This window comes from Zobellia sp. 1_MG-2023, assembly GCF_030549125.1.
Lineage (GTDB): Bacteria > Bacteroidota > Bacteroidia > Flavobacteriales > Flavobacteriaceae > Zobellia > Zobellia russellii.
Genome location: NZ_JAUOSY010000003.1, coordinates 393,292 through 409,319, shown reverse-complemented (window position 1 = coordinate 409,319; position 16,028 = coordinate 393,292). Strand labels below are relative to the sequence as shown.

Below are 16,028 nucleotides of genomic sequence, written 5' to 3'. Positions count from 1 at the left end.
TTAATGGGATAAATCCATTTCCTCTTTAGGAAGGTGTTTAAAAATAATTTTCAAAAATTCGGGAAGGTTATAGGGTTTGTGTATGACATCGTCCATTCCGGAATTAAGTATTTCCTGTGTTCCTTCTTCTAGCTCAACGGCTGTAAGTGCTATAATTGGGATGTTCTTATTGAATTTACGAATCATCTTCGTGGCTTCCATACCGTTTACATTGGGCATATTGATGTCCATTAATATTAAATCGTATGCGTTGGACTTACACATGGCAACGGCCTGTACGCCATCATTTGCTAAGCTGGACTTGATATGATGTTTCTCTAGGGTTTTCTGTGTGACCTTTTGGTTTATTTTATTGTCATCAACAATCAGGACATGACTTGTATGGCCATTTTTTAAACCTTGTGGTATGTTAGATTCGCCATTAAATATAGATACTGCTTTATGTTGCTCAGTTTGTTTTTCTAGTGTTAATTCAAAACTAAATTCCGCTCCTTCGTTAGGTTGACTTGTAAGTTGAATTTCACTTCCGTAAAGGTCTAGAATCTTTTTTACAATGGTTAGACCTAAACCAGTGCCTGTATAACTATGGTTTTTATTTTCTATTTGGGTAAACTCTTTAAAAATTTCCTTCTGCATATGCAAGGGAATCCCAAGACCATCATCCTTTATAGTGAATTTTACCACGGTGTTTTCATTCTTAGTAGTTTCAACTACAACAAGGCTTAACCAAATATTACCGTTTTCGGTGAATTTAATCGCGTTGCCCATTAAGTTGATAAGTACCTGCGAAAGCCGTATAGGGTCGCCAATTAATTTATTGGGGATGTTCTCGTCAATATGAAGGTGCAGTTTGTTGCTGTTCTCGTGTAGCGTGAATTCAAAGGAACGTACTATATTCTGTATAAGGGTATCCAATTCGTAAGGCACTTTAGATAGGCTAATGGCTTCAGCATCCATCTTACTCAAAAGCAATACATCATTAATGAGCGCTAATAAGTAATCCGCAGAGAACTTTAAAGAATTTAAGTCGTCCGCATAGGCTTTTAGATTTTGGTCTTCTTTAAGCAATGTAGATATACCTATCACTCCATAAAGAGGGGTTCTAAGTTCATGACTTACGGTAGATAGGAACTTGGTCTTTACTTTAGAAAGTTTTTCGGCTTTTTCGTTGGCAAGTCTAAGCTGTTTGTTCTTTGTCATCAACCTATTGATGTAAATCTTTCGGGTTTTAAAGAAAGTAATAATGCCGAAAAGGGCTAAAACAAGAATAACAATGGCAATAATAAGAACAGTGGTAAGCGATTTTGATTTGGAGATTAACTCCTCTGCATAGGCTTGTTCCTTTAAGGCAGACTGTAGTTCTTTATGTGCTTGTTCTAAATCGTATTTAGCTCGTGCCTTCTCGGTTTCCTCTAGTTTTTTTAAGGTGTATGCCTTTTGCTTGTAGAGATTGTGTTGGTCTAAATTGGCAAAGGCTTTTTTATAATCATCCGTTTCACTGTAGAGTTTGGATAAATCTCCGTATGCCTCTATGGCAAGGTCTGTATTTTCATTTTCATTGGCAAACGATGCAATTTTCTCCAGCTTTTGAGTTGCTGCATCGTACTTCTTTTTAGCAAGGTAATATTTGCCCTGTAGCAAATCCATGTACAACCTGTCCAGGGAATCTACTTCTTGCAAAGAAAGCTCCTCTGCTTTTTGTATATAGTGGGCCGCATTATCCAGTTGATTGTTGTCTAAGTACGTCCAAATAAGATTTATGTACGTAAGGTATATTTCGTCGTAATCTTGGGCTTTTTGATTTAATTCTATACTTTCCTTAAAATAAGCAATGGCCTTGTTATAGGTTTGTTTATTCTCGGAGTAAAGGATTCCCAAGTTTAAGGCTCCCCATGCTATTAAGCTGTCCGTTTCTGTGGCTCGTGCCAGCTCTAGGGCTTTTTCAGAGTAGATTTTGCCTTTTATGGTGTCTTCGGTTTCGGAATAAATTCCGCCTAAAATATCGTAGCCTAGGAACTCGTAATAATCATAATCGTACTCATGTCCTTTTTCTATTAGGGTAGCGGCGTATTTAATGGCGTCTTTATAGTTGTATTGATCGTAGGCCTCGTTTGACTTGTTTACGTAAAATTCCAAGGTATCCCGTTGCCATTCCGTTGAGTTTTGAGCTAAGGTGTTAGTCAAATGGGAAAGAAAAAAAACAATAATAAGTAATCTGAATGGGCTCATAAAATCTTAGGGGCCAATAAGAAATTTCGGGGTTGGCCTTTTTTGACGAGCTAATATAAGGATTTGCTTCACAATATATTACGAAGTAGTCAATAGATCGATGGATGGTATCTTGATAGATAGGACGTAATTGCCCTTGAATATATTATTCTGCGTCTACTTCTATTCCCTCTGTAGTAAAGGAAAATGCTTGTGCACCCAAACCACCAACCATTACTGCTTGAAATAAGGGGTTTATGGGATGTTTGGAATACCAATCTATGATAAAATTGGCACCGCTACCTCCAGAAGTATCCTGTTGTTCTATAACATAGTCAATAGACTCCATAGGGCGGAGATAGATGGCTTGATCCAGGTAACTTCTAACCAGGTCACCTCCTGTATTGTAATAATCTATAGTGGTGATGAATAGGCTATCTTTTAAACTGGTATTTCTAATGCTTAATGTGGCCGTCAATAAAGTTCTTGAGTCTCTGGTCTGGTTATAAATATCCGAATAAATGGGTACGTAGACTTGTTTGGTAAGAGGGTCGACGGCTGCACCATCGACCCTTCTAGTTAAAGTATGTTCATCAAGAACCTTTACTGGTTGCTCTTCATTTGCTTGTTTGCAAGAGGTAACCAGAAAAATGAGTATAAGAACACAGGTCTGGGCCCAAATAGAATTTTCAATTAAAAAATCGCTATTGTTGTATTTGCTCATGCCCTTATTGTTCTAGTCTCATCGAGTTAGGTTAATGGTCAACTAATTTTATTCCCATTCTGTGTGGAAAATACCCTCTTTGTCTAAACGCTCATAAGTGTGAGAACCAAAGAAATCCCGTTGAGCTTGAATAAGGTTTAATGGTAACCTGCTTGATGTATAGGCATCAAAATAGGTAAGCGAGTTAGAAAGGCCAGGTAAAGGAATTCCGTTTTTGGCTGCATGTGCTACCAATTTTCTAGCAGAGCCAACACTGCCTTTTACTTTGTCTATAAACTGATCAGAAAGTAAAAGGTTCGGAAGGTCCTTGTCCGCTTCAAACGCATCTGAAATATCAGCTAATAATCCTGCACGAATAATACATCCTTCACGCCAGATTTTTGCAATTGTAGCTATATCCAAGTTGTAATTGTATTCTTTTGAAGCATCGGCTAATTGGTGAAGTCCTTGGGCATAAGTTATGATAAAGGAGAAGTAAAGGGCTTCTTCTGCCATTTTCTCTAATTCTTCCTTGTCTAATTTTTCAACTTCTGGACGGTCGTACAATTCGTCTGCTTTTACTCGCTCTTCTTTTAAGGCTGATATTTCACGCATGCTAACAGCAATATCTATAGAAGGAACGGGGATACCTAAATCCATTGCGTTTTGGCTAGTCCATTTTCCCGTACCTTTTTGTTTTGCACGGTCAGATATCTGGTCCAAAAGCCCCAATTTACTTAAGTTAAGCTCATCTTTCTGAATAAAGATTTTAGAGGTAATCTCAACAAGAAAAGATTGTAAACGGCCCTCGTTCCATTTAGAGTAGGTAGTATGAAGCTCCTCGTTGGTATAATCCCCGGCCTTTTTAAGCAGGTCATATACTTCCGAAGTTAATTGCATAAGTCCATATTCAATACCATTGTGAACCATTTTCACATAGTTTCCGGACGATTTTGGACCTAAATATGCAACACAAGGTTCGCCTTTGTATTTTGCAGATACCGCCTCAAAAATAGGTTTGATATGTTGGTAGGCAGATTTTGAGCCTCCAGGCATGATGCTTGGCCCTAGACGAGCACCTTTTGCACCACCCGAAACACCGGCTCCAAAAAAGTTAATCGCCTTATCATGAAGATAGGCTTCACGACGGTCAGTATCCGTAAAAAATGAGTTTCCACCGTCTATGATGATATCACCGCGATCTATATGAGGTAAAAGACTTTCTATAACGGCATCTACAATTTTACCAGCAGGAACCAAAAGCATAATTTTTCGGGGTTCCTTTAACGATTTAACGAATGTTTTGATGTTCGTAGAGGCATTGACCTTGGCCTCATGGCCTCCTTCTTCCTTTAAAGCGGCTACTTTTTCAGCGTCTAAATCGTATCCGAAAGCAGAAAAACCATTGTCTGCTACATTTAATATAAAGTTACGGCCCATAACACCAAGGCCTATTAATCCAAAATCATATTTTTCTTCCATTTCCTAATTTTAAAATTAAACGATCAACGTTCAAATTGTTCTTTTTTGGTAGGTACAACCAAAATTAAACGAAATTATTGAAATGTAAGATTATCTTAGGGTAAACTCGTTGGTATTACTGCATCTTTTCGATACTTTTAACCTTTCAAATAGTATTAGGATATTATCTCATTATGAATAAAACAGAAAATCAAATTCTTGTGATATTTGGCGCTTCTGGCGACCTTACGGCAAGAAAACTTGTACCCGCACTTTTTAATTTGTATCAGGCCAATCAACTTCCTGAAAATTTTGTGGTACTAGGGGCAAGTAGGAGTGATATGACCGATAGCGCTTTTAGGAATAAAGTGGTATTAGAGAGCACTTATTTAGAGGATAAGCTTAAAGATCTAAAGGAAGAGGAAGTAAAGAACTTTGCGGATAAATTCTTTTACGAAGATTTAGGAGGGAGTTATGACACGGACTATGGTCGCTTGAGAAAGAGGGTTGAAGACTTAAAGAACAAATACCAAACATCTGGTAATATCATATACTACCTTTCTACGCCACCTACATTATATGAAACAATAGCTCAAAACCTTGCAGATGCAGGTATGAGCACCCAAAACAATGGTTGGAAACGCTTAATTGTTGAAAAACCTTTTGGCTACAGTTTGGATACTGCCAAACAGCTTAATAGCGGCCTTCAGCAATTTTTTAAGGAACATCAGATATATAGAATAGACCACTATTTAGGTAAGGAGACGGTACAGAACCTATTGGTTACCCGTTTTGCCAATAGTATTTTTGAGCCTCTTTGGAACAGGAACTACATACACCACGTAGAAATCACCAATGCAGAGAGTGTTGGTGTGGAGAAAAGAGGAGGATATTATGATAAATCCGGTGCCTTACGGGATATGTTCCAGAACCATTTATTACAGATTGTTTCTTTAATTGTTATGGAGCCGCCTATAAGCGATGCTCCGGAAGATATACGAAACGAAAAAGTAAAGGCGCTTAAATCGCTCAGGGTTATGAAAACCGAGCAGGAATTATTTGATAATACCATTAGGGCGCAATACACCAAATCCGTTATAGACGGAGAAGAAGTTAAAGGTTATCGAGAAGAAGAGGGAGTGGATAAAGATTCTACCACGGAAACCTTTGCGGCCATTAAGTTCTTTGTTGATAACTGGAGATGGAAAGATACACCGTTCTACGTTCGCACCGCAAAGAGAATGCCTACCAAGGCAACGGAAGTGGTGATTCACTTTAAAACCCCTCATCATCAAATTTTTCAAGACTCCGGGTTAGATAGCAAGGACAATAAATTGGTAATCCGTATTCAGCCAGATGAAGGTATTCTATTGAAATTTGGTGTAAAAGTACCAGGTCAGGGCTTTAAGGTAGAACGTGCTAATTTAGATTTTTACTATTCTAGTTTAGCTGAAACCCATGTAATGGATGCGTATGAGCGCTTATTGTTAGATGCTATGCAGGGTGATGCAACCTTATATGCGAGAGCTGATGAGGTTGAGGCGGCTTGGGAATTTGTAGACCCTATCTTAAAGTACTGGGAAAACGGCAAAGATGTGCGTATGTACGGGTATGCCGCCGGTGTTTGGGGCCCTGAAAATTCTCATGAGCTCATAGATGGTATTGGTGAGTGGAGAAATCCAGGTCCTAATCTTACGGACGACCCTGGTTTTTGTGTCATTTGTTAATTAAAGTAAAGGCCCTTTTTAAAGAAGGGCTCTTTTGTTCATTTAAATAAAATTATGGAATTAAAGATATATCAAGATAAAGTTGAAGTTGCTCAAGAGTTTTCAAAGTATTTTGCAGAGCAGACCAAAGGAAACGAACCTTTTCATGTAGCGCTTTCGGGAGGAAGCACGCCAAAAATAGTTTTTGATGTACTGGCCGAAAAGTTTGGAGCTAGTATAGATTGGAAACTGGTACATTTTTATTGGGGAGATGAACGCTGTGTACTTCCTACGGATGATGAAAGTAATTATAAAATGACCGTAGAGCACCTTTTGTCAAAAATTGATATCCCAGAGGGTAATATTCATAGGGTAGAAGGAGAAAATGACCCTGAAAAGGAAGCAGAGCGTTATGCCCAAGTATTGAAAAATGAACTTCCGGCCAAAAATGGATTCCCTCAATTTGATTTAGTTATTTTGGGTATGGGAGATGATGGTCATACAGCATCTATTTTTCCGCATGAAATAGAATTGTGGGACTCAGAAAACCTTTGCGCAGTTGCCGTTCATCCAGATTCTGGTCAAAAACGAGTTACCATAACAGGGAATGTCATCAACCACTCTAAAACTGTGGCCTTTTTGGTAACAGGGGCCAGTAAAGAGGAAAAGGTAGGAGAAATTATAAATAAGGAAGGTTCGTACACTGCGTACCCTGCCAATTTAGTGGCACCTACAACAGGAGATTTACTTTGGTTTTTGGATAAGGCCGCGGCCGCTAAAATTACCGAAGGGCAAGTTTAACATTTTCGTTGCTAAGACTCTCTAAATGCATTTCCATTTTAAATTGTGAAGAGTCAAATTGAGTGTCTCTTGAAAAGGCCTCTTCTTTACGCTGTTTACTTCTGGAAAAACGTCTAACACCTTGTTCGTTTTCTAGAAGTAAGCCGGGTACGGGAACACTTTTCCCGTTTTCATCTTTCGCTACCATAGTAAAATAGGAAGAGTTGCAATGGCGCTTTGTACCCGTGGTTATGTTTTGCGATTCTACGCGAACCCCCACGACCATAGATGTTTTTCCCGTATAGTTAATAGAGGCTCTAAGCGTTAACAGTTCACCCACTTCTACAGGGTGTAAAAAATCTACACGGTTAACGGATGCCGTTACACAGTACCGCTGCGAGTGTTTGGAAGCACAGGCAAAGGCAATTTGGTCCATAAGATTAAGAATGTGGCCACCGTGAACCTTACCCCCAAAATTAGAATGGGAGGGGAGCATAAGCTCTGTTATTGATACTCTAGACTCGTTAGCGCTTTTAAACTTTTCCATTAGTTTCTAAAATGAGGTGATTGTTCTTTCTGTACGTCGGTAATGAAATATTTACTATCGCCCAACCAAAGAAAGGTGGCAAAGCGCTCTACATAGTGCAATTTTACATATTGGCCCTGATATTCTTGAAGCTTCTCTATTACTTCTTTATCCTTGTCCAATACAGAAAAAGAAAAGATTTGAGCTCCGGAAATACCTTGACTTATCTCGCCTTCCCAAGTTTTTACGATAACTCCTTTGTGGCTTATTTTTATTAGCTCTCCAGAGCGTATACCATCGCTATACGGTACAAAGTAAATAAAGGCGTAAACAATTACGAAAAGGGCTATAATAATGCCCAGGGTTACAAAAAGCGACTTTTTCATGGTTTCAGTTTTAGTTCGCTTTCAAAATCATCGTCTTGAGCGCGTTTTAATATGGGTTCGGGAATGGATTTTTTAGCCTTGGCACCCATTTTCTTCAATTTTTCTATGCTAATAACAATATTGCCCCGCCCTTCTACAAGCTTGTTCATGGCTCCTTTGTATTCAGATTTGGCCTCGTCCATTTTCTTACCAACTTTGGTAAGGTCGTTTACAAAACCTTCAAACTTATCATAAAGAGCTCCCGCCTGTCTGGCAATCTCTATGGCGTTGCGCTGTTGCTTTTCATTGTTCCACATACTGTCTATGGTACGCAGGGTAGCAAGTAAGGTAGATGGGGTAACTATAACTATGTTCTGTTCAAATGCTTTGTTGTATAACGTAGGATCATTGTTTATAGCAATGGCAAAAGCAGGTTCTATGGGTACGAACATGAGCACAAAATCCGGACTTTCCATAGCGTACAGGTCTTCGTATTTTTTTGAAGAAAGCTGGTCTACGTGACGCTTAAGGGAATTAATATGGTCCTTTAGGAATTTGTCGCGCAGGTCCTCTTCCGCGTTTACGTACCGCTCATAATCGGTAAGGGATACTTTGGAATCAACAACCATCTTTTTCCCATCGGGTAGGTTAATAATAACATCTGGAAGTACCCTTGAACCATCTTCTCGGGTAAAACTTTGTTGCACGGAATATTCCCTGTCTTTTTCAAGACCGGATTTTTCCAATACACGTTCCAGAACCAATTCCCCCCAATTTCCTTGCATTTTGCTGTCGCCTTTTAATGCCTTGGTAAGGTTCTCTGCTTCTTGGGTGATTTTTAGGTTTTGCGTCTGCAGGTTTAAAAGTTGCTCTTTTAAGGCTGAATGTATGCTGATGTTCTCCTTTTGGCTCTCTTCAACTTTCTTTTCAAAAAGTTGTATTTTTTCATTTAAAGGGGATAGGATGTCTTTAATGTTCTTTTCGTTACGCTCCGTAAACTTTAAACTTTTCTCCTCTAAAATCTTGTTGGCAAGGTTTTCAAACTCTTTGGTAAACTTTTCTTGAAGCTTTTCTACCTCGTCTTTTTGTTCCCTATTTTTTAGTTGAAGGTTCTCTAAATCGGCCTGGTAACGTACAATCTGGTTGCCCAGTTGTTCTTTTTCACTCTGCAGTTGCAGTTTATGTTCTTCACTGTCACGTAGCCGTTGCTCCATAACACCAAGATTGGCATGTAATTGTTGTTCGCGTTCTTCAAGCGCACTCTGGCTGCTTTTTGTCTTTAAATTTTGAATATAGTTTCCTAGGAAATAACCTGCCGCAAGACATATCAGTCCTATTAATAAATATATAAGGTAAATGTTCATTTGTAAAATAAAGTGTTCGGGGGTAAAGATACGAGATTGGCTTTAAAACCAAACATCACTCTTACGTTACTTTTTTATCCTAAAAGAACCTGTCTTTGGGTCAAAAGCAACGGTATCGGAAGGGAATAACGACTCAAACGCTTTTTGTTCAATTAGTTCGCAAGGTTGTCCAAAGTAATTCTCTTTTCCATCTAACAGAACCATTTTGTCGCACAGCTGAATAGCCATTTCAATCTCATGGGTAGTAAATAGCACAATTTTTTTTGTGGAATGTGCAATGGAACGAAGCAGTTTTAAAATCTGTATTTTATGGTAAAGGTCTAGATGCGTAGTGGGTTCGTCCAATAGGATGATAGATGTATCTTGCGCTAAAGCCCGGGCAATCATAACACGTTGCAATTGCCCGTCGCTTAGCTCATAACATTTTTTATCCTGAAGTTTTTCTAGCTGCAGGGATTTTAGGGCTTCTTTTATTTTCTGTTTGTCCGTTGCTGTAAGAGTACCCAGCCAATTGGTATAGGGCTGCCTTCCTAAAGCCACTAATTCAATAACGGAAAGGTTTTTAGAGGCAATAGGCTCCGTAAGAACCATGCTTATCTCAGCTGATAGGTCTTGCGGAGAGTAAGCGGCAATAGGTTTGCCCTTAACCGCTATATGGCCGGCCAGCTGAGGTTGTGAATTGCCCAGGGTTCGCAATAAAGTAGATTTTCCAATACCGTTCACGCCAACTATGGCCGTAAGCTCACCGGGCTCCAGGCCAAAAGTAATATTTTGGGCAATAGCATTGGAACCGTATCCAATAGATAGGTTGGCAGATGAAAGCGTAGTATGTTTTTTTAGGAGCCCTATGACGATTTTTTGTTAAAGTTGTTTTTTGATTTCCTTTGGTAACTTCTTGATGTTCTTAATTTTAATATTCTTGTAATAAACCTCGCAGGCTTCGGACTGAAACTGTATTTTTCCTTTTGTCAGTGATTTTGCGATACCTTCTTTGTTGTATTCTTTTGCATTTTCTAGAACCATAACCACTTTTCCGTTTACAATATGGTAGGCCTTATCCTCTATGCAGATAAGCTCCAAACGGCTCCATTGCCCATGCGGATTTTCAAAATTAGCAATTCTTCTACAACGGCCATTACCGCCGGTTTTAAAAGTGCGCATTTCGCCATTTGGGTCATAGAACCAAAACTCTTTTCCGTTGTCCATTCGTTTTGTAGCCTTGATGTCCATGCTAACACCGGCCAGTGGAAAGAAATCACCACAATCCGTTTCTTGTACTTGCATTTCCGGGGCACGCATCCAAACGTTCCAGAACTGTCCGTGAGGTTCTTGGGCGTGGTAGAGTACACCACTGTCTCTTTTATCTTTTAAGCGTGGTTCGTATTTTTTCGTTCCCCATTTTATATCAAAGATCAAATGGTAGTTTTCATATTCTTTTTTGGTGCTTAAACCTCCGTAAATTTCCCCGCTTACATTTAAAATGGTTTCCCCGTTTTCTTGAGTAGTGGTAAAGACATTTAAAGGGTCATTGTTGAGTCCAATTGGTGTGCCGTGCATACCGTCTCCTTTTTCATAGCCTTCTAGGTCTAATGACGTATGAGGTACACCCATGAAAATATCCCAGTTCGTAAGGTCTTTGTCCAATAGGTTCTCCCATCCTTTATCGTTCTTTTGAGCGTTCAAGAAATAGGTTGTAGATACAAGAAGAAGCAGGTAAATTAGTTTAGTTTTCATTGGTGTTGTTAAGATTGATTTAACGAAAAAAGTTCAATAGTTCATTACTCGTAAAACTATAGGATTAGGAACAACGAGAGTATAACATATGATCTTATATGTATAATTTAAAGCTTAAAGAAAGGAACTATTGTTAAAACACCATCTTTCTTTTTCTAATTAACAACCAAATAACTACAGGAGCTCCTAGAATGCTTGTAATTGCGTTGATAGGGAATACTTCGGCACTATTAGGAAGTTGGGCTATAGTATCACAAATAAGCATTAAAATGGCTCCGTAGATTAGAACGGCAGGAAGTAAAATGCGATGTTCCGTAGTATTGAAGATTTGGCGCGTTAAATGTGGCACGGCCAAACCTATAAAAGCAATGGGACCGGCAAACGCGGTAACAACCCCGGCCAATAAGCCCGTTGCAATAATAATTTGATACCGTGAACGAATTAAATTTACACCCAAACTTTTTGCATAGTTTTCTCCAAGGAGAAGGGCGTTTAACGGTTTTATGCACAATATGGCAAGAAGTATTCCTAAAAGGATAATGATGAACAGTAGGCCCAATTGGTGCCAAGATAGGTTGCCAACACTCCCAAAAGACCAGTACACAAACTGTTGAAGCTTCTCTGCATCCGTAAAGTAAGAAAGCACACTCACTATTGCAGCGCTAATACTCCCGAACATGAGTCCTATTATCAAAAGGGCCATAGTGTCCTTTACTTTGGAGGCCACAGTGATAACGGCCAAAAGCACCAGAAAACTACCTATACTGGAAACAATGGCCATAGATACATCCGTAACCAGACTCAACCCGAATAATGATGCCAATGTTGATGACCCCATAATTAAGAAAGCGGCACCTAAACTGGCCCCGGAGCTAATACCCAGTACGAATGGGCCTGCCAAGGGGTTCCTGAACAAGGTTTGCATCAAGAGCCCGCTTAAGGATAATCCTGCGCCTACCAATATAGCCGTAAAAGCTTTGGGTATCCTGTAGTTCCAAATGATATATTCCCAAGCGATATTTTCTATTTCTTTGCCAAATATGGAATGTAATGTTTCCGAAAAGGGAATAGAAACCGAGCCCAAAGAGATATTGACCCCTAGTGCAACTACTAAAATAGCAATCAGGAAAATGAATGAATTACGGTATGTTTTAGGGTCTTGCAATTAGTTTAAAGGCTTAAAGAAAAACAGTTCGTGGTCCGGAAGCAATTCTGGATGAAAAATGTGGATAAGGTCTTTTAGTACAAGGTCTGGCCGCATAGGCCCCAATTCATAGTATAATAAACCGCCTGTTTCTCCTTTGGCAATTGTATTGGAAAAAACGGTTTTGTCCTTGTAAGCCTTAAATTGAGTGTAATGTTTGTTGGATTCTTTTACTTCTTCATAGGAGGTAAGCATAGAAGGGTTTAGCCAATAATCTGCATCTTGTGCAGTGGCTAGAACAGATTCCAAGCTCAGGCCAATTCCCCCTGTTTCGGGAGTTTCTTTCCATAAATAATCGGTTTTGGCATCCCTTAAAAATTGTGCCATCCAGCTTTTTCCTCCAGCAACATGCCAAACGTCTTTGTATAGTCCGCCTGTAAGAACCGTAGGTTTTTTGGTAGCACGATTAGCAATGTCTTTTGTTTGTAAGTAAGACTTTTCTATAGATTTAAATATACTGTCCGCTTTAGTTTCCAAACCAAAAAAAGGAGCAAAAAACTTAAGCCATTCCGCTTTTCCTAAGGGAGATTCCTCTGTCCAGTCTCCATTATAAACCACAGGAACATTAGAACGAATTAAGGTTTGGTACGCCTTATTCTGATTGTTAATACCAAAACCTACAACTACATCAGGTTTAAGGTTTAGGGTAATTTCGGTATTCAACGTTTCATTGTTCCCTAGTTCCTTTATATATCCATTATCAATTCGTTTACGTGTCTTTTCAGAGGAAATTAAATCTGTATTAGGGAAGCCAACCAGTTTGTTGGTTACGCCCAAGGCTTCAAGGGCTGGTATATGAGTTGTAGAAGTTACGATCAACCGTTCTATGGGTACGGCAACAACAGCATCATATTCGTCCTTATTAAACGTAATTGAGGCCAATTTACTTTTTGGAATCAACGCATATTTAAAGGAAGTGTTTGCTCCGGGCCAAGCAGATGAGACTTCAATAGTGGTTAGTCCGTTACTGGAGGTCTCAATTGAAAAACCTTTGGCATGGCTAATTTCAATTTCTGTTGAAGGCTCAAGTTGTAATTGCGAATCACTTTTTTTATCGGTCTTACAAGCGATAAAGAAGCAAAAAAATAGAATTAAGATGCTGTTTTTCAATGGGTTTGTTTTGTTTCTGTAGTTAAGGTATGGCTCTATTATGGCATTAAAGGTACATTCTTTATGCCCTAAGAAAAAAGTGGCGAGCTAAATATTTTTAGAAAGAGGAGGTACGTAACCCACTAATTGTCATTGTGCTATTAAATTAATTTTAAGGGAGTTTAAAAATAGTTTAAGGCCTGTTAATAGTTCATTATATTTGATGCTTAAAAAAATTGTAATGAAGAAAATTTTATTTGTTTTAGCCTTAGTTGTATTTGGCTCGTGTAGTGATGATGAAAAAGTAGATTATGTAGCCAAGAACGAGGAGGAGATAAAGGAATATATTGCGGCCAATGGTTTAAATGCCACCAGGAGCGATAGTGGACTCTATTATGTAGTTGAAGAAGAAGGAACGGGAGAACGACCAAATTTTAATTCGGATGTTACTGTAGCGTATAAAGGTTACTTTACGGACAAAGAAGTTTTTGATGAAAGTAGTGCGGAAGGTATTTCTTTTAACCTAAGGCAGGTAATTGCTGGGTGGACAGAAGGAATCACCTATTTTAAAGAGGGAGGAAACGGTATTCTCTTGGTACCTGCGGCTTTGGGTTATGGAAACTCTGATAACCGTGGTATTCCTGGGGGTTCCGTACTTATTTTTGAGGTTAAGCTTTTAGCCACTAATTAAGACGTTTTTGTAAAAAGCACATCTATTTTGTTCTATATCGTTTGAGAACGGACTTTTTTTAGGGTTGTAATTTTGAACGAATTGATTACCTTCGCCGCGAATTTTGGTTCGATACGGTAGCATATACTTTGTCGATTAAAAGGGAATCCGGTTAAAATCCGGAACTGTTCCCGCAACTGTATGTTCTTGCCAAGAATTTCTTGGTACCTCTTAATGAGGGTGTTGTTTTCTTCTAGACCACTGTCCGTTTAAATGGATGGGAAGGTAAAATAACATGGAACAAGTCAGGAGACCTGCCAATTTCATAACCTTAAACAAGACTTTCGGGTAAAAGGTCTTTAACGGTATGAGAGATTATAAGCCATTTTTGATTATTCATATTTTATTATGCACTATCCTTTGTAATGCCCAACAGGAAAGCATAACTGTTTTGGATGAGGTCATTCTTACAGATGTTCGACTTTTGCATTTTTCAAATGGAAAAGTAGACATCCTAAATGACTCTGTAGTAGACCGTAACGGTAGTTCCTTAACGGACCTGTTACAATTTAATTCTAATGTGTATTTGAAAGAAAATGGATTAGGAATGATTTCTTCTCCATCTTTTCGTGGAACTAACGCATCACAGACGGCGGTCATCTGGAATGGTGTCAATATTAACTCACAACTTACTGGACAAACCGATTTTAATACAATTATACCAAGAAATTACGGGTCAGTAAGTGTTAGAAGTGGGGGTGGGAGTGTGCAATTTGGTAGTGGAGCAATTGGGGGTAGTATACACTTGAACGACTTGTTTAGATTCTATAAACATTCTGAACATGAGTTGCTTTTTAGTTACGGAAGCTTTGATACAAGGAATTTTAACTATCATACTTCTATTGGAGACGCGAAAACCACAGTGGGTTTTGGAGTAGGCTATCTTGAATCAGAAAATAATTATAAATATTTGGGAACAGACCAAAGAAATGAAAATGGAGCCTTTAATAATGTCAATGTCAATACAAACATAGGGTACCAAATAACTGATGGGCAATTACTAAAGTACTACCACAATACTTTTATTGGCGATCGTGACTTTTCTGGCACTATCACCGCACCTTCAAATTCTAACTATCGGGATTACAATTCCCGTAACCTTTTGGAATGGAGTAGCTTTAATGCAAGACGTATTCATCGGGTTAAGCTTGGTTATCTGTATGAAAAGTACAAATACTATGATAACAAGGAAAGAGAAGACTTTTCCTTTGGAAATACAAATACGTTTTTGGTCAATTATGATTATAAAATTAATTTCAAAAATGTTGTCCTTAATGGAATTGCCGATTATAATCATATTAAAGCAAAAGGGACTTCTATTGAAAATGGCAAGAGAAAAACACTTGCTGCAACCCTTTTATTTAAGCACGATTTAGGTGATAGAATTACCTATGGAGCTAACTTGAGAAAAGAATTTATAAGTGACTACAAAAGCCCATTAATTTACTCATTAAACGCTAGATATTCTTTTAGTCCTCAACACGCTGTTTATTTTAATGCTTCAAAAAATTATAGGGTTCCTACATTCAATGAAGTTTATTGGATTTTAGGTGGGGGGGCTGGTGGAAACCCGGATATTAGGCCGGAATCTTCTTTACAGGCAGAAATTGGGCAGACCTTTAAAAAAAGGAGTTATACCTTTCAATGGGCTGCTTTTTATATTGATTCAGAGGACCTAATACAATGGAGACCTAACAATATGGGAATTTGGTCTCCAGTCAATATCAAAGACGCATTAAACTATGGTCTAGAAGTTTCTTTGGAATTCTCGCAAAATTGGGGGAATCATGATGTTAATTGGGACAATAGTTACGCGCACACTAAGGCGGTAGATTCAGAGACAGATAAAACTTTAATGTATGTGCCCCAGCATAAGGTAACTTCTAGTTTAACGTATGCATATTCGGATTGGCGCTTATTTTACCAATTATTTTTTAATAGTAGCGTATTTAGTACTTCGGATAATTCTGGGTCGTTGCCTGGCTATTCCGTTTCAAACCTAGGGTTTGGAAGAAATTTTAGAATGAAGGGGAAGTTGAATATGGAAGTGTTAATGCAAATAAACAATCTATATAATAAAGAGTATCAAAATGTGGCTTTTAGGCCTATGCCAAATAGAAACATACAATTAAAGTTAAAGTTGAAAATTTAAAAAACA

14 protein-coding genes and 1 riboswitch are annotated in these 16,028 nt (G+C 38.5%); of the genes, 4 read left to right on the top strand and 10 right to left on the bottom strand.

The window, feature by feature from the left end:
- From Q4597_RS09170 to gndA, 3 genes are all read right to left on the bottom strand, one after another.
- Window positions 1–2,229 (bottom strand): response regulator, encoded by a 2,229-nt coding sequence (locus tag Q4597_RS09170; protein WP_303405965.1) that lies wholly within the window; start codon window positions 2,227–2,229, stop codon window positions 1–3.
- A gap of 145 nt (window positions 2,230–2,374) precedes the next feature.
- Complete coding sequence (locus Q4597_RS09165) at window positions 2,375–2,932, bottom strand: DUF3124 domain-containing protein (RefSeq protein ID WP_215438968.1); 558 nt, start codon at window positions 2,930–2,932, stop codon at window positions 2,375–2,377.
- Between the two features lie 48 nt (window positions 2,933–2,980).
- Window positions 2,981–4,393, bottom strand: a complete 1,413-nt coding sequence (gene gndA, locus Q4597_RS09160; RefSeq protein ID WP_215914638.1) for an NADP-dependent phosphogluconate dehydrogenase — start codon at window positions 4,391–4,393, stop codon at window positions 2,981–2,983.
- Window positions 4,394–4,566: 173 nt separating this feature from the next.
- Between gndA and zwf the strand changes: the two genes are divergently transcribed.
- Both zwf and pgl read left to right on the top strand, forming a co-directional pair.
- A complete protein-coding gene (gene zwf, locus Q4597_RS09155) occupies window positions 4,567–6,099 on the top strand; it encodes a glucose-6-phosphate dehydrogenase (RefSeq protein ID WP_215438970.1) in 1,533 nt (510 codons plus the stop codon).
- 54 nt (window positions 6,100–6,153) lie between these two features.
- Entirely contained in the window at window positions 6,154–6,879 is a 726-nt protein-coding gene (gene pgl / locus Q4597_RS09150; RefSeq protein WP_215914636.1) for a 6-phosphogluconolactonase, read from the top strand.
- On the opposite strand, the gene Q4597_RS09145 is transcribed toward pgl, so the two are convergent.
- The 7 genes from Q4597_RS09145 to Q4597_RS09115 all read right to left on the bottom strand — a co-directional run bounded on the left by Q4597_RS09145 (window position 6,860) and on the right by Q4597_RS09115 (window position 13,161).
- Window positions 6,860–7,405 (bottom strand): acyl-CoA thioesterase, encoded by a 546-nt coding sequence (locus tag Q4597_RS09145; protein ID WP_215438972.1) that lies wholly within the window; start codon window positions 7,403–7,405, stop codon window positions 6,860–6,862. The genes pgl and Q4597_RS09145 overlap by 20 nt on opposite strands.
- Window positions 7,405–7,770: a 6-phosphogluconate dehydrogenase gene (locus Q4597_RS09140; protein ID WP_303405964.1), complete on the bottom strand. Its 366-nt coding sequence runs from the start codon at window positions 7,768–7,770 to the stop codon at window positions 7,405–7,407. Before Q4597_RS09140 ends, Q4597_RS09145 begins: the two co-directional genes overlap by 1 nt.
- On the bottom strand, window positions 7,767–9,113 hold the full coding sequence (gene rmuC / locus Q4597_RS09135; RefSeq protein ID WP_303405963.1) for a DNA recombination protein RmuC: 1,347 nt from the start codon (window positions 9,111–9,113) through the stop codon (window positions 7,767–7,769). Before rmuC ends, Q4597_RS09140 begins: the two co-directional genes overlap by 4 nt.
- Before the next feature lie 66 nt (window positions 9,114–9,179).
- Entirely contained in the window at window positions 9,180–9,962 is a 783-nt protein-coding gene (locus Q4597_RS09130) for an ABC transporter ATP-binding protein (protein ID WP_303406058.1), read from the bottom strand.
- Between the two features lie 12 nt (window positions 9,963–9,974).
- Window positions 9,975–10,847 (bottom strand): DUF1080 domain-containing protein, encoded by an 873-nt coding sequence (locus Q4597_RS09125; RefSeq protein WP_303405962.1) that lies wholly within the window; start codon window positions 10,845–10,847, stop codon window positions 9,975–9,977.
- Window positions 10,848–10,980: 133 nt separating this feature from the next.
- Window positions 10,981–12,012 (bottom strand): iron ABC transporter permease, encoded by a 1,032-nt coding sequence (locus Q4597_RS09120; RefSeq protein WP_303405961.1) that lies wholly within the window; start codon window positions 12,010–12,012, stop codon window positions 10,981–10,983.
- Entirely contained in the window at window positions 12,013–13,161 is a 1,149-nt protein-coding gene (locus tag Q4597_RS09115; protein ID WP_303405960.1) for an ABC transporter substrate-binding protein, read from the bottom strand.
- 220 nt (window positions 13,162–13,381) lie between these two features.
- Between Q4597_RS09115 and Q4597_RS09110 the strand changes: the two genes are divergently transcribed.
- A complete protein-coding gene (locus Q4597_RS09110) occupies window positions 13,382–13,831 on the top strand; it encodes an FKBP-type peptidyl-prolyl cis-trans isomerase (protein WP_215438978.1) in 450 nt (149 codons plus the stop codon).
- 87 nt (window positions 13,832–13,918) lie between these two features.
- A riboswitch (cobalamin riboswitch) is annotated at window positions 13,919–14,147 on the top strand.
- Window positions 14,148–14,177: 30 nt separating this feature from the next.
- Window positions 14,178–16,022: a TonB-dependent siderophore receptor gene (locus tag Q4597_RS09105; protein ID WP_303405959.1), complete on the top strand. Its 1,845-nt coding sequence runs from the start codon at window positions 14,178–14,180 to the stop codon at window positions 16,020–16,022.
- Window positions 16,023–16,028: the final 6 nt, after the last annotated feature.